This window comes from Chromobacterium sp. Rain0013 (assembly GCF_015291765.1).
GTDB classification, from domain to species: Bacteria; Pseudomonadota; Gammaproteobacteria; order Burkholderiales; family Chromobacteriaceae; genus Chromobacterium; species Chromobacterium haemolyticum.
In genome coordinates this window covers 1,517,572-1,530,724 of sequence record NZ_CP031514.1, presented here as the reverse complement: position 1 = coordinate 1,530,724, position 13,153 = coordinate 1,517,572, and the positions used below count along the sequence as shown (strand labels likewise).

Below are 13,153 nucleotides of genomic sequence, written 5' to 3'. Positions count from 1 at the left end.
CCCGAGCCCTCCTGACCGGCCGGCATCAAAACACCACCAGGCGATTGATCTGCCATACCAGTTTGGCGTCCATCACCGGCCCTTTCTTATCCTCCGGCATTTGGTCCAGTGGATACATCAGCCAAAGCGGCCCGCGGTTGGTGATGTCCAAAGGCTTGTTGTTGACCGAGCGCGCCAGCACGACGTCGAAGTCGTAGAATTCGCGGCGGTCTATCCAGTACACGTAGTCGTTCAGCGCGCGCAGTTTCACTTTCTGGCCGCTGGCGCCCACCTTGGCCAGGATGTCCCGCATCAGCGGTCCGCTGAACACCGATTGCGGCGTCCAGCTGGTCTTGGTCACCACCGAATGCTGCTTGAAGTTCTGCAAATCCTGCTCGCGGAACTCGTACACATTCTTTTCTTTATTAGTGAACTGGCTGATCTTGCCCGACACCGTCAACACCACTGGCCCCGGTTCGGCATGCAGCGCGGCCATGCAACACGCCAGCGCCATTCCACCCAAGACCGCCTTCCAGCTCTTCCCCATGCCACGCTCCCAACCCTGCTCATCCCGTGCCCGTCGTCCGACGTCTTCCGGCGCCGGGCTCATGACATTTGAACTTTGATTTCACAAGCAAAACAATTAAATCTAATTAGAACAAAAATGCCATTAAAATATTTCTGGCCAATATATCAAGCTGCCCGACAAAAAACCATCCGCCCCTATCCGGACCAGTACCATGGGACAGTAGCCGTCGCTCGCGGCGCTCAATGCGAAAGCGGCCCTGAAGGGCCGCTTTCGCTTCGCTCCGCCAGCCTCGCCGGCGATAGGCTCATTTGCCGCGGCGCAGCCCCGGACGTCCCGCGACATGGCAAAGCTGGGTAAACAAAGACAGAAGGTGCTTCATGCTGATTTCCTTTATTCTCAGTAGACGGAATGACCCGCGCGCTCTTCCGGCGCATTGCAGCGGGCCATCCATTCTAATGGCATGAGGCTCTGTCTAGAAATTCATTTTATTTATAAGGCATAAAATTGGCTTATCGCGATTCCGCGATATAATGCCCGCTGGCGTCGGCTTGACGCCAACGGGCCAACAGTCCGTTCGCACGCAGGAAGAGACTCGTCCCCGGTGGGGCGGCTGGTCTTCAAAATCAGATGGGGCCGCCAGCGGTCCCGGGCAGGTTCGACTCCTGTTCTCTTCCGCCGTTCGCTCCGCCAACATCCCGCCCCAGGCATAGCGAGCAATGGCATTGGATCGCATGCTGTTTCACCAGCGCGCGCAGGCGTTCCAGCCGCTGCGCCTCCGCCAGCATCACAGATGCCGCCACGGGCTTGGCCTCGGTCTTCCCCAAAGCGGATGGAAGCGTCGTTGTCGTCGCCGCTCCCGCCGCCGCGCCTGCGCCCAACATCACTCCGCCCACGCCGATATGCCGCCACTTCACCACCATCGCCCTCTCCCTATCCCTATCCCTATCCCAGAACGGTTTCGCACAGATGTCCGACTCTATCGCTGACAGGAAGTGCCGACGATGCGCATAAAAAAACGGCCCCATCAGGGCCGTTTCTTGTCTATTCGCCCAATCAGCGAATGATTTCCACCTTATAGCGCGGCGGCAGCAGCAAAGCCGGCACCTCGCGCTTCGCCTTCCGGCTGCGACGGCCGCTCAAAGGTCTCTTAACGCCCTCGGTCGAACCGGCCAGAACCGAAGCTTCCGGCTTGGGCGGCGCCGGCAAGCGCTCACGCTCACGCTCCCGTTCCCGCTCACTGGGGCGCGTCAGCCAGGAAGGGCGGAAACCGTCGACGATCTGCGGCGTCAACGTCTGCTTGGTCAGCTTCTCGATAGACTCGTGCTGACGGGTTTCTTCCGGGGACATTAACGAAATCGCCACGCCCTTGGCGCCGGCGCGGCCGGTACGGCCAATCCGGTGCACATAATCTTCCGGGGCGTTCGGCAGCTCGAAGTTGACCACATAGGGCAACTCCGTCACATCCAGGCCGCGAGCGGCGACATCGGTGGCCACCAATATGCGCAGTTTGCCTTCCTTGAACCCCGCCAGCGTTTCCAGACGCGCGCCCTGAGCCTTGTCGCCGTGAATGGCTTCGGCTTGCAGGCCGTCGCGCTGCAGTTCACGCGCCAGACGGTCGGCGCTGAGCTTGGTCTTGCAAAACACGATGACCTGGCTCATCTCGCGAGATTTGATCAGATGCGTCAACAGATGGCGCTTTTTGAAGGCGTCCACCGAGTAAACAATCTGCTCGACCTGATCGTTGGTGGCGTTTTGACGCGCGACCTCCACCGTTTGCGGCGACTTCATGAAATCAGCGGCCAGCCGTTTGATCTCCGGCGCAAAAGTGGCGGAGAACAATAGAGTCTGACGCTCTTTGGGCAGCATGCCCATGATCTTGCGGATGTCCTGAATGAAACCCATATCCAGCATGCGGTCGCCTTCGTCCAGCACCAGCACTTCCACCTTGTTCAATTGAACGGTTTTTTGCTGGATGTGGTCTAGCAGGCGTCCCGGCGTGGCGATCAGGATTTCCACGCCGCGGCGCAGTTCCTGAGTTTGCGGGTCCATATTGACGCCGCCGAACACCGTGGTGGCGCGCAGAGGCAGGTATTTGGTGTAGCTCTTGACGTTGACGCCGATCTGATCCGCCAATTCGCGGGTAGGAGACAACACCAGGGCGCGCAGCGGATGCATCGCCGGGGACACGCTGGTATTGGCGTATTTCTTCAGGCGCTCCAGAATGGGCAGCATGAAGGCCGCGGTCTTGCCGGTGCCGGTTTGGGCGGCGGCCAGCAAATCGCGGCTGGACAAAACCAGAGGAATCGCCTTTTCCTGAATCGGGGTGGGCTGGGAATAGCCCTGTTCTTCAATGGCGCGCAGAATCTCGGGCGACAGCCCGAGTTCGGAAAACAGCATGGACAACACTCCTGCAAAACTCGCGGGGCCTGTTGCGCGCACGCGCCAACATGCCCCCGTATTCAAATGACACAAACGGACAAGACAACGCCGCCCTAACGGCGGCGTTGGGTCGTCAGCCCATGTGGCTTGCGACGCTGAGCAGCAGGATTACGGCCAACCATAGCAAGGCGGAACGCCAGACCAGACCAACCGCGCTTTTCAGGTAGTTGGGGTCGGCTTCGTCGCCCAAGCCCAGTTCGGGCCGGAAGCGTATGGAGTAATCCTGTCTGAGCGGATCGCCCAATTTCACACCGATCGCACCCGCGGCCGAAGCCAGAAGAATGCCATTAGCGTAGTTCCCCCATGTTTTGGCCTGGGAGCGCCAGCAATACACCGCATCTTCGAAATCGCCCATGATGGCGAAGCTGGCGGCGGTCAAACGCACCGGAATCCAGTCCAGCCAGGCAGCGGCGCTAGCCGAGAAACGACCGAACGGGTCTTCGTCCGCGTCGCGGTTGCCCCACTTCTGATTCAGCATAGAACAGAGTCGGTACAACAGCGCGCCGGCCGGGCCCGGCAACAACACAAACCAGAACATGGTGCCGAACACATGGCGGTAGCTGTCCACCACCCCCTGCTCAATCGCCAGCCGGGAAATTTCCTCGATAGACAATTCAGCGGTGCCCTGGCCAGTCCAATTCGCCAGCGCGGTGCGCGCGTCCAGATCCCGCCCTTCGGCCAAGGCCTGGGAGATTTCGGAGAACGCACTGGAGAAATGGCGGAAACCCATGGTCAGATACAAGATCAGGACATTCCACAACATCGCCAGGATCGGGCTCAAGGCGTGCAGTGCGTAGTAGATCAGCAAGCTGAGCAAGACCGCCGGCACGATCGCCAAGGACCACGCCAACACGCCATGGCGGTTGGAGCCGGCATTCAGATTGCGTTCCAAATGATTGGCGTAGCGAGTGAACAGCAGCCAGACGCGATTGCGATTGCCTAACGGCCGCAACTGCTCCAGTGCCAGAGCGATAATCAAGGAAATCAGGGTCATTGGTTCCGGATAGTGGTTTTCTCAGGCCCGGAGAGGAAGATACCATAAAGGCCAGGGCATTCCCACTGCTCCTTGAGAATAGACTCTAAAACCGGTCGCGACGCGGTGAAAAAGCCAAGAGCGCCGCAAAGGCGCTCTCTCGTATATTGAGCTTGCCGGGGGCGTTTTCACTCCCCTTTTCCAGCCATCCCGCCCACACGCGGCGGACTTTGAACAAACCTCAGGCGGAGCCGAGAAAGCGCCGCCCGGTCGCCAGTTCCGGCAGCTGCCCGGCCTTATCGTAGCCCATGGTTGAGGCTGCGGCGTCGCGCAAGGTGTTCAGCGCGCCCTCCACCAACGACAAGCGCTGGTCGATGAAGCTGCCGTTGAGCTGATTGATGCTCTGCGCCCGCTGAATCGCCTCTTCCAGCCCGGTCCAGGCCAGACTGGCTTCCGGCTTGTCCGCCAGCCAGATGTAAACCGTCTCGCTGTCCTGCACGCCGATCCGACGCATCAGTTCGCCGCGCTGAGCGGCGCTGACTGCCAGTTGGTCCAGCACTGCGCTCTTGCCCTCGGCCAGAGCGTCCAGCTGAACGTCAAAACCCTGCACCAATACCTTTTGTTCCTGCTCCAGCAACGCAATCAGCCGGGCAACGAGATCGCTCTCGGCCCGGCACAGCTGGCAGAATTCTTCAACAACGTTCATGCCTGACTCTCAACTGCGCGCGCTTAACGCGCCAACAATTCCTTGGTGGAGGCGATCAAGCCATCGGCGATCTTCTCCGGATTGACGCTGAATGTGCCCGCGGCAATGGCCGACTTGATCGCGGCCACCTTACCGGCATCAAAGCCGGAATCGCCGCTGACCTTGCTTTCCACCGCGCTCAGACGGCTGGCCAAAGGATTAATCGTCACGCTGTCGGATCCACTGGCGGCAGGGTTGGCGTTGGCGGCCGCATCTCGCGGCGCGGCCTTGTTCTGGGTGCTGTAGCTTGCTGACAGCTTACCCGAGTTATCTACTTTCATGGCATGGCCTTCCCAAAGGGAACCTGGATTACCTCTATTATCGGACGGAAAAACAATATCTTGAAGACTTTCTCCTAATTATCCGTCCCCGCGCGCCGCGGCCGCCACATCGGCTTGCCGGCGAGCCGTCTCAATATATCACCATCACGCTGCCGTCCGCCTGCACTTGCCCGCGTATCACCCGGCCGGAAGCCATGCGCACCGACACTTGCTCGCCTTCGGCCGCATTGCCTATCGCCAGCCCGTCGGCCGCCGCGGCGAAACCTTCCCCCGACGCCACCACCTTCACCCGCTGGTTGCTGTTCACCAGATAGGGCGCACGCACCATGAAGCTGCGCAACCAGGCGCCGGCCGGCGCACCGGAGCGCATGGTCTTGCCTATGGCTTGCTGCAGGTCGTCCAACACATTCCGCGCCAGGCTGGGATTGGCCACGTCGACTAAGCGCACGTCGGCGGCGCTCAGCACCTCGCCGGCCGCCACGGCCCGGCTCAGGGCCACGCCCATTTTCTTTTCATTGATCCGCACGGGAATCCGCAGCGCCCAACCCAGTTCCGGGCACGACACCGCGACGAAGGTGGCGCCGGTGGTCACGCCTGGCGTCGCCCAATCCGCCTTGGGCTGCGCGCAGGCCGGCACCGCCAGCTTACGGTCCAACTGCCCCAAGGTCCAAGTGGCGGGACGCATCGACAATTCGTGCTTGAGGAAGTCTCCGGCCAAAGCCTCCAAGCGTCCCAGGTCCTGCATGCCCGCGGCCGATGCCGCCACGGCCCAGACGCAGCACATCATCCAAAGTAGTAAACGTCGCATACCCGCATTCTAGCGCAAGCAAGGCCAGGGCTGCAGCCTGCGCCCTCCTATTGACAATGCCATGGAGAAATTAAAATAATCGTTCGAATAGAGCTTAGACTCTTAAACCTAAATCAAATAAAACCAAAAATTTATCCGGAAGGGGACATTCCAAATGCGCAAGCGCCTGAACACGCTGGCCGTGGCCACTCTGCTGGCCCTGCCGGCCGCCGCCAACGCCTATAGTCATTTTTATTTCTTCGGCGACAGTCTGACCGACACCGGCGCTTTCGGCGGGCTGGGCGGCCTGCCGTCAACCGCTCGCTGGACTCTGGGCTACGGAACGGGTTGGGCCGAAGTCTTGGCCAATCACTACGGCCAAAGCGTATCGCCCAACAACGGCCTAAACACCCACATTGCCAATACCGCAGGCAATAATTATGCTCAGGGCGACGCTCGCGCGCAGCCCGCCAGCCCGCCCAATACAAATCCAGAGACGCCCAGCCAGAGCCCTGCCGCCGACGCGATCCCGGTCACCGACTTGCCGGGCCAGATCAACGCTTATCTGGGCCAGAAAGGCCAAAAGGCCGACCCCAACGCCGCCTACGCCATCTGGATCGGCGGCAACGACGTCATCGCCGCCGGCAGCCAGAGCAACCCAACCGCCTATCTAGGCGCCTCCGCAGGCTACACCGCGCAGGCGGTGGCAGCGCTCAAGGCTGCCGGGGCAAACACCATCATCCTGCCCAATCTGCCCGACATCTCCGCGGCTCCGCTATCCGTGCTCGCCGCCATTCAGACAGCGCTGCCCGGCGCCGGCAACGCCGGCAAGGTCCTTACCGCCTGGGGCGCCGCCTGGGAGGTGCTGAGCGCCGGCCAGACCAGCAATTCGCCGGCCCTCATCAACCAGGCGCTAAGCAAGGCTGAAACCACCGCCGGCCTGAGCGAAGGCACGCTGACCAACGCTTACGCTGCGGTACAACCCAACCTTCAAAAAGGCGCTAGCGGTTACAACCAGCTGGTGGATATGGCGCTTAGCGCAGGCAATCTGCAGCATGGCGTCGTCAGGGCCAATATATCGGGCCTGTTTTCTGAGCTTCTGGCCAATCCGCGAGCCTATGGTTTCAGCAATACCTCCGGCGCGGCTTGCTCGCAGTCCGCTCTATACTGCCTGGCCTCCGTTATTCCGGGGCAAAACTATCTGTTCACCGATGCCTTGCATCCCACACCGGCAGCCTATCAATTGATAGGCGACTACATCTACGGCCTGTTGCAAGCGCCCTATTTCGCCGGCGCGCTGCCGGAATCCGCGCTGAACAACGCCCGCCAACTGGGCGGAACGCTGGACAGCCGCTATCAGGCCATCCGCGCGCAGAAACGCGAGGTTGGCGCGGTCAGCGCCTTCGTCAGCGGCGCCTTCAACGACGACAAGATCGGCTATGACAGCCTGTCCGCCAAGCCGCAAGGCCGTCTGTACACCGTGGGCCTGGACTTCCAGGCCAGCCCAGCGCTTAGCCTGGGGCTGGCGATGTCGCGCCAGAACGGCAAAACCGACATCAACGGCATTGCCACGCCAGGCAGCGTAGATGACCGCAGCACCTTGATGAGCGCGTTGTTCAGCTACAAGCAGGAACGGTTCTGGCTGGACGGCGACGCCCACATCGGCGCCGGCGATATCGACACCCGCCGCCAAGTATCGCTGGGCGCCGCTCAAATCGCGCTGAACGGCACGGCTCGTCAGAGTCAATACGGCGTGCGCGTCGGCGGCGGTTACCTTATCCCGCTGGGCGCTTACCACACCGGCCCCATCGCTGGCCTGGACTACGCCCACGTCAAGGTGAACGGCTTCACAGAGCAAGGCGGCAACAGCAGCAGCATGGCCTTCAACGCGCAAAACGGCACCTCACTGGTGGCGCGTGTCGGCTGGCAGTTGGAAGCCGACATCGGCCGTTTCAGCCCTTACGCCAAACTCAGCTACGCGCACGAGTTCAAGCGCGACGACCGCATAGTCACCGCCGGCCTGGCCACCACGCTGGGCGATTACAGCGTCAAGTTGGGCAAGCCCAAGGCGGATTGGCTGGAATGGACCGCCGGCCTCAGCGCCCAGTTGAGCAAGAGCGTGTCGATGTTCGGCCAGCTCAGCGCCGCCAGCGGTCGCAGCGGCAGCAGCCAGACCGCCGGCAATGTCGGCGTGGCGCTGACGTTCTAAGAGCCTGTTCAAAGTCTCGCAAGCTAGAGCAAGACTTTGAATAAGCCCTAACGCCGCGGCAGACGCAAAAAAACGGCCCCCATGGGGCCGTTTTCGCGTCCGAAGCGCTTCAGCTCAAACTGCGTTCGATGAAGGCTTTGACCTCATCGGCGTCCGCCGGAAACACCGACACTTTCTGCGGCAGATCCTCCAGGCCGTCGAAACCGTCCGGCCGCGGCGGATCGCGGTCCAGCGCTTCGCGGATGGTGGCGGCGAACTTGGCGGGCAAAGCGGTTTCCAGGCAAACCACGGTTTCGCCGGGGCGGCGCAACTCGCGCGCCACCTTGATCCCGTCGGCGGTATGGGTGTCCACCACCACGCCGTCTTCGCGGTCCAGCTGGCGGATAGTGGCCAGGCGGTCGGCATGGCTGCTCTTGCCGGAAACGAAGCCGAAGACCTCTGCGGCGGCGGCGGTCTGTTCCTCGGACAAGGTGAAGCCGATTCCGGCGTCCACCTGGCGCCACAGCGCTTTCAGCGCTTCCGGGTCCCGTCCCAGCAGATCGAACACGAAGCGCTCGAAGTTGGAGGCCTTGGAAATATCCATCGACGGGCTGGAGGTAACGTAGGTGTTGGCCGTGCCGCGCGGGCGGTAGGCCCCGGTGCGAAAGAACTCGTCCAGCACGTCGTTCTCGTTGGTGGCCACCAGCAGCCGTTCGATCGGCAAGCCCATCTGACGCGCGATATGGCCGGCGCAGACATTGCCGAAGTTGCCGGACGGCACGCAGAAGCTGACCTTTTCCTCATTGCTCGCCGTGGCGTTGAAATAGCCCTTGAAGTAATACACCACCTGGGCCACCACTCGCGCCCAGTTGATCGAGTTGACGGTGCCTATCTTGTGACGCGCTTTGAAGGCATGGTCGTTCTGCACCGCCTTCACGATGTCCTGGCAGTCGTCGAACATGCCCTGGATCGCGATATTGTGGATATTGGCGTCGTGCAGGCTATACATTTGCGCGCGCTGGAACGGGCTCATCAGTCCGTCCGGGCTCAACATGAACACTTGGATGCCGGCCTTGCCCCGCATCGCGTACTCGGCGGCGCTGCCGGTGTCGCCCGAGGTGGCGCCCAAGATGTTCAGACGCTCGCCCTTCCTGGCCAGCACGTATTCGAACAGATTGCCCAGCAACTGCATCGCCATGTCCTTGAAGGCCAGCGTCGGGCCGTTGGACAGTTCCAGGATGGCCAGGCCGTCGTGCAGCCGCTTGAGCGGCGTGATCGCCTCGCTGCCGAAGGCCGCGCGGGTATAGGTACGCTCGACGATGGATTTGAGATCGTCTTCCGGGATGTCGGTGGCGAACAGACGGATGACTTCAAAGGCCAATTCGGCATAGGACAGGCCGCGCCAGGCGTCCAGCCGCTCGCGATCAATCCGCGGATAGCTCTCCGGCAACACCAGGCCGCCGTCGGGCGCCAGGCCCATCAGCAGGATGTCGCTGAACGATTGCGGGGCCATGCCCCCGCGGGTGCTGATATAACGCATCAGGGAGTTTCCAGATATTGGGCGCAGGCGGCGGAGGCGTCCTTCATCCGTTGTTTGCCGCGCGGGTCGTCTTTCTTGATCTGGCCGGTCAGCACGCCCATCACCTCTTCCGAGGAAAAGCGGCCGGCCAGATGCTGGCTGGCGCACTGGCAATATCTTTGCACTTGTTCCGACGAGTGCTGGCCAACGCCGTCCGAGGCCGGAGTGCGTTTGACGCAACCACGCATCAAAAAGCCCTGCAACAGGCTGTGCTGGCCGGGGGACAAGGGCGTCGCCCCGGCGCTTGCCAGGATCAGACCGGCCCCGAGGCCGGTCAGCCAGCGTTTAATCATTCAGCTCTTCCATGCGCAGGCGCACCACTTTGCCGGTGATGCTTTCCAGCGCCTCGATGCCGGAGATGGCGCGGTCAATCGCCTGTTCCTGCACGCGATGGGTCAGGATCACCACTTCGGCGGTGCCGTCGGACACCGAGCCTTTCTGGATGACCGCCTCGATCGAGATGCCGTTTTCCGCCAGCAGACGGGTGATGTTGGCCAGCACCCCGGCGCGGTCAGCGGCGCCGATGCGCAGATAGTAGGAGCTGACCACGTCGGAAATCGGCAGGATGGGCAGGTCCTGCAACTGGTCCGGCTGGAAGGCCAGATGCGGCACGCGGTGCTCCGGGTCCGCCGTCAGCAAGCGAGTCACGTCGACGATGTCGGCCACCACCGCGGAGGCGGTGGGCAGCGCGCCGGCGCCGGCGCCGTAGTACAAGGTGGGCCCCACCGCGTCGCCCTTGGCCAGCACGGCGTTCATCACGCCGTTGACGTTGGCGATCAACTGGCGCGCCGGAATCAGCGTCGGGTGCACGCGCAACTCCACGCCGGCGGGGGTGCGGCGGGTCAGGCCCAACAGCTTGACGCGGTAGCCCAATTCCTCGGCGTATTTGATGTCGCGCCCTTCCAGCTTGCTGATGCCTTCCAGATAACAGCGGTCGAACTGCATCGGAATGCCGAAGGCCAGCGCCGCCATGATGGTGAGCTTATGGCCGGCGTCATGGCCTTCGATGTCGAAGGTGGGGTCGGCTTCCGCGTAGCCCAGCTGCTGCGCCTCGGCCAGCACTTCGGCGAAGCTGGCGCCCTTCTCGCGCATCTCGGTCAGGATAAAGTTGGAAGTGCCGTTGATGATGCCGGCAATCCACTCGATGCGGTTGGCGGACAAGCCTTCGCGCAGCGCCTTGATGATGGGGATGCCCCCGGCCACCGCGGCCTCGAAGGCCACCATCACGCCTTGTTCCTGCGCGCGGGCGAAAATCTCGGTGCCGTGCAGCGCCAGCAGCTTCTTGTTGGCGGTGACCACGTGCTTGCCGTTGGCGATGGCCTTGAGCACCAGCTCCTTGGCCACGGTGTCGCCGCCGATCAATTCCACCACGATGTCGACGTCGGGGTTGTTCACCACCTGCATCGCGTCGGCCACCACGTCCACGTCCGGACCCAGCAAGGATTGCGCGCGGGCCTGGTTGCGGTTGGCCGCCTGCAGCAGGCGGATCTGACGCCCGGCGCGGCGGCTGATTTCCTCGGCGTTGCGTTTGAGAACGGTGGCGGTACCGCCACCTACAGTCCCCACGCCCAATAGGCCGATATTGATCGGTTTCATTATCTGCTCCCTGTCTCTAGTATTTTGTCCCTGCCCGCGACGGCCAGCCCTGATCAAGAGCCGTGCCGCCAAGCCATTGCCGGCGCAGCGGGCGCGTGTCCCAAGTTTTCCTTGTCAGCGGACCGTATCCGCTGACAAGGAAAGCCTGATGGCAAGACGGGAGCCGCAGCCCCCGTCCCTCCGCTCAAGCCTCAAGCAACCGCGGTTTCAGGCTTCGCCGCCGTGGCGCTTGCGATAGTTTTCCAGGAAACGCGCAATGCGGCCGATGGCCTCGACCAAATCGTCCGAGTTGGGAAGGAATACCACGCGGAAGTGATCGGGCGCAATCCAGTTAAACCCTGAGCCCTGAACCAGCAACACCTTCTCCTCCTGCAACAGCTCCAGGATGAACTGCTGATCGTCGCCTATCGGGTAGACCTTGGGGTCCAGCTTGGGGAACAGGTAGAGTGCGCCCTGCGGCTTGACGCAACTGACGCCGGGGATGTCGGTCAGCAGCTTGTGCGCCAGATCGCGCTGGCGCGCGAGGCGGCCGCCCGGCGCCACCAGGTCGTCTATGCTCTGGTAGCCGCCCAGCGCCGTCTGGATTGCGAACTGCGCCGGCACGTTGGCGCACAAACGCATCGAGGCCAACATGTTCAGGCCTTCGATATAGTCCTTCGCGTGTTTCTTTTCCCCGGACAGAATCATCCAGCCCGCGCGGTAGCCGCAAGCGCGGTAGTTTTTGGACAGACCGTTGAAAGTGACCACGAACAGGTCCGGCGCCAGGGAGGCGATGGAGGTGTGCTTGACCTCGTCGTACAGCACCTTGTCGTAGATTTCATCGGCGTAGATGATCAACTGATGCTGACGAGCCACCTCTACGATCTGCTTGAGCAGCGCCGGCGGGTAAACCGCGCCGGTGGGATTGTTGGGGTTGATTACCACGATGGCGCGGGTGGAGGGCGTGATCTTGGCGCGGATGTCGTCGATGCTGGGGAACCAGCCCTGCTCTTCGTCACACAGATAATGCACCGCCTTGCCGCCTGCCAGGCTGACGCCTGCGGTCCAGAGCGGGTAGTCCGGCGCCGGCACCAGCACTTCGTCGCCGTTGTCCAGCAGCGCCTGCATCGCCATAACAATCAGTTCGGACACGCCGTTGCCGACGATGATGTCGTCCATGCCCACATTAGGCAGCTGTTTTTGCTGGGCGTAATGCATGATCGCCTTGCGCGCGGCGAACAGGCCCTTGGAGTCGGAATAGCCGGAGGCTGACGGCAGGTTGACGATCACGTCCTCGATGATTTCGTCCGGCGCGAAGAAACCGAACGGCGCGGGGTTGCCGATGTTCAGCTTGATGATGCGATGGCCTTCGTCTTCCATCTTCTTGGCGTGCTCAAGCACCGGACCGCGGATGTCGTAACAGACGTTGGCGAGTTTTTGCGATTTATGGACTGGCTGCATGACGACAATGTTTTCCGTGGCTTGCCGCCCGCCGGAGACGGCGGTCTTGCCCTGGCGGCGCGGTTTGTGTTCTTTCATCTGATCTCTTTGGATGTCCCCGCTGAAGCGATGACCACGTTGACGTTGTGGCGGCAATCAGCGGCGGGGTCGAGTTATAATCCTATCCCAATCTCTGATGCACTGCAGCAGGTTCTTCGCCCCCGAAAAGGGCCATCCGCCGCAGCGCTCGCAATCGGGAATCCACTCACATGAAAATGCAGCAATCGCTTGGACAGGGCCGCAACTTGTTCACCGGCTATGGCGAAGGCCATGTTCTGATCAACGCCCAGCGTCACGAAGGCAATCTGATCGTGACCGCGGACAGCGTGGCGCCTTGGCCGGTAACCGCTTTCGAGGATTTGCAAGAAAGCCATTTCAGCGCGCTGCTGGCGCTGCAGCCGGAAGTGGTGCTGTTCGGCACCGGCAAAAGCCTGCGCTTTTGCCACCCGCGCCTGTCCGCCGCACTGGCCAACGCCGGCATTGGCGTGGAAACCATGGACACCCAGGCCGCCTGCCGCACCTTCAACATCCTGCTGGCGGAAGACCGCCGCGTCGTCGCCGCGCTGCTGGCGATTTGA

The 13,153-nt window shown here is 62.0% G+C and carries 12 protein-coding genes and 1 tRNA gene; 3 read left to right on the top strand and 10 right to left on the bottom strand.

Going from position 1 to position 13,153, the window contains the following annotated elements; translation table 11 throughout:
- Positions 1 to 25 precede the first annotated feature (25 nt).
- Positions 26 to 526: a molybdopterin-dependent oxidoreductase gene (locus DXT74_RS07240; protein WP_043640035.1), complete on the bottom strand. Its 501-nt coding sequence runs from the start codon at positions 524 to 526 to the stop codon at positions 26 to 28.
- Positions 527 to 1,091: 565 nt separating this feature from the next.
- On the opposite strand from DXT74_RS07240, the gene DXT74_RS07235 reads away from it, so the two are divergent.
- A tRNA-Sec gene (locus tag DXT74_RS07235) sits at positions 1,092 to 1,183 on the top strand.
- Positions 1,184 to 1,561: 378 nt separating this feature from the next.
- Here DXT74_RS07235 and DXT74_RS07230 read toward each other — a convergent pair.
- The 5 genes from DXT74_RS07230 to flgA form a co-directional block, all read right to left on the bottom strand.
- Positions 1,562 to 2,905 carry a DEAD/DEAH box helicase gene (locus DXT74_RS07230; RefSeq protein WP_081557102.1) on the bottom strand — a complete coding sequence of 448 codons (1,344 nt, stop codon included), beginning with the start codon at positions 2,903 to 2,905 and terminating at the stop codon, positions 1,562 to 1,564.
- A 115-nt stretch (positions 2,906 to 3,020) separates the two neighbouring features.
- A complete protein-coding gene (locus DXT74_RS07225; protein WP_194427635.1) occupies positions 3,021 to 3,941 on the bottom strand; it encodes a CobD/CbiB family protein in 921 nt (306 codons plus the stop codon).
- Between the two features lie 220 nt (positions 3,942 to 4,161).
- Entirely contained in the window at positions 4,162 to 4,626 is a 465-nt protein-coding gene (locus DXT74_RS07220) for a flagella synthesis protein FlgN (protein ID WP_043640028.1), read from the bottom strand.
- Between the two features lie 23 nt (positions 4,627 to 4,649).
- Positions 4,650 to 4,946 carry a flagellar biosynthesis anti-sigma factor FlgM gene (gene flgM, locus DXT74_RS07215; RefSeq protein WP_043640027.1) on the bottom strand — a complete coding sequence of 99 codons (297 nt, stop codon included), beginning with the start codon at positions 4,944 to 4,946 and terminating at the stop codon, positions 4,650 to 4,652.
- Positions 4,947 to 5,076: 130 nt separating this feature from the next.
- Positions 5,077 to 5,754, bottom strand: coding sequence for a flagellar basal body P-ring formation chaperone FlgA (gene flgA, locus DXT74_RS07210; protein ID WP_039753955.1), 678 nt, complete (start codon positions 5,752 to 5,754; stop codon positions 5,077 to 5,079).
- 154 nt (positions 5,755 to 5,908) lie between these two features.
- On the opposite strand from flgA, the gene DXT74_RS07205 reads away from it, so the two are divergent.
- Complete coding sequence (locus DXT74_RS07205; protein ID WP_194427634.1) at positions 5,909 to 7,942, top strand: autotransporter outer membrane beta-barrel domain-containing protein; 2,034 nt, start codon at positions 5,909 to 5,911, stop codon at positions 7,940 to 7,942.
- Between the two features lie 109 nt (positions 7,943 to 8,051).
- Here DXT74_RS07205 and thrC read toward each other — a convergent pair whose 3' ends face one another.
- The 4 genes from thrC to DXT74_RS07185 form a co-directional block, all read right to left on the bottom strand.
- Positions 8,052 to 9,461: a threonine synthase gene (gene thrC / locus DXT74_RS07200; protein WP_194427633.1), complete on the bottom strand. Its 1,410-nt coding sequence runs from the start codon at positions 9,459 to 9,461 to the stop codon at positions 8,052 to 8,054.
- Positions 9,461 to 9,793: a hypothetical protein gene (locus DXT74_RS07195; protein ID WP_194427632.1), complete on the bottom strand. Its 333-nt coding sequence runs from the start codon at positions 9,791 to 9,793 to the stop codon at positions 9,461 to 9,463. Before DXT74_RS07195 ends, thrC begins: the two co-directional genes overlap by 1 nt.
- Positions 9,786 to 11,096, bottom strand: a complete 1,311-nt coding sequence (locus DXT74_RS07190) for a homoserine dehydrogenase (protein WP_019100613.1) — start codon at positions 11,094 to 11,096, stop codon at positions 9,786 to 9,788. The genes DXT74_RS07195 and DXT74_RS07190 overlap by 8 nt, the downstream gene beginning before the upstream one ends.
- A 207-nt stretch (positions 11,097 to 11,303) precedes the next feature.
- Complete coding sequence (locus DXT74_RS07185) at positions 11,304 to 12,536, bottom strand: pyridoxal phosphate-dependent aminotransferase (RefSeq protein ID WP_039753972.1); 1,233 nt, start codon at positions 12,534 to 12,536, stop codon at positions 11,304 to 11,306.
- Positions 12,537 to 12,784: 248 nt separating this feature from the next.
- On the opposite strand from DXT74_RS07185, the gene DXT74_RS07180 reads away from it, so the two are divergent.
- Positions 12,785 to 13,153 carry an Mth938-like domain-containing protein gene (locus tag DXT74_RS07180; protein WP_039753953.1) on the top strand — a complete coding sequence of 123 codons (369 nt, stop codon included), beginning with the start codon at positions 12,785 to 12,787 and terminating at the stop codon, positions 13,151 to 13,153.

Excerpts from the sequence above, each read along its gene's own strand:
- DXT74_RS07205 (WP_194427634.1), top strand. The coding sequence starts at position 5,909 with ATGCGCAAGCGCCTGAACACGCTGGCCGTGGCCACTCTGCTGGCCCTG.
- DXT74_RS07225 (WP_194427635.1), bottom strand. The coding sequence starts at position 3,941 with ATGACCCTGATTTCCTTGATTATCGCTCTGGCACTGGAGCAGTTGCGG.
- DXT74_RS07185 (WP_039753972.1), bottom strand. The coding sequence starts at position 12,536 with ATGCAGCCAGTCCATAAATCGCAAAAACTCGCCAACGTCTGTTACGAC.
- thrC (WP_194427633.1), bottom strand. The coding sequence starts at position 9,461 with ATGCGTTATATCAGCACCCGCGGGGGCATGGCCCCGCAATCGTTCAGC.
- DXT74_RS07195 (WP_194427632.1), bottom strand. The coding sequence starts at position 9,793 with ATGATTAAACGCTGGCTGACCGGCCTCGGGGCCGGTCTGATCCTGGCA.
- DXT74_RS07240 (WP_043640035.1), bottom strand. The coding sequence starts at position 526 with ATGGGGAAGAGCTGGAAGGCGGTCTTGGGTGGAATGGCGCTGGCGTGT.
- DXT74_RS07190 (WP_019100613.1), bottom strand. The coding sequence starts at position 11,096 with ATGAAACCGATCAATATCGGCCTATTGGGCGTGGGGACTGTAGGTGGC.
- flgA (WP_039753955.1), bottom strand. The coding sequence starts at position 5,754 with ATGCGACGTTTACTACTTTGGATGATGTGCTGCGTCTGGGCCGTGGCG.
- DXT74_RS07220 (WP_043640028.1), bottom strand. The coding sequence starts at position 4,626 with ATGAACGTTGTTGAAGAATTCTGCCAGCTGTGCCGGGCCGAGAGCGAT.
- DXT74_RS07230 (WP_081557102.1), bottom strand. The coding sequence starts at position 2,905 with ATGCTGTTTTCCGAACTCGGGCTGTCGCCCGAGATTCTGCGCGCCATT.
- DXT74_RS07180 (WP_039753953.1), top strand. The coding sequence starts at position 12,785 with ATGAAAATGCAGCAATCGCTTGGACAGGGCCGCAACTTGTTCACCGGC.
- flgM (WP_043640027.1), bottom strand. The coding sequence starts at position 4,946 with ATGAAAGTAGATAACTCGGGTAAGCTGTCAGCAAGCTACAGCACCCAG.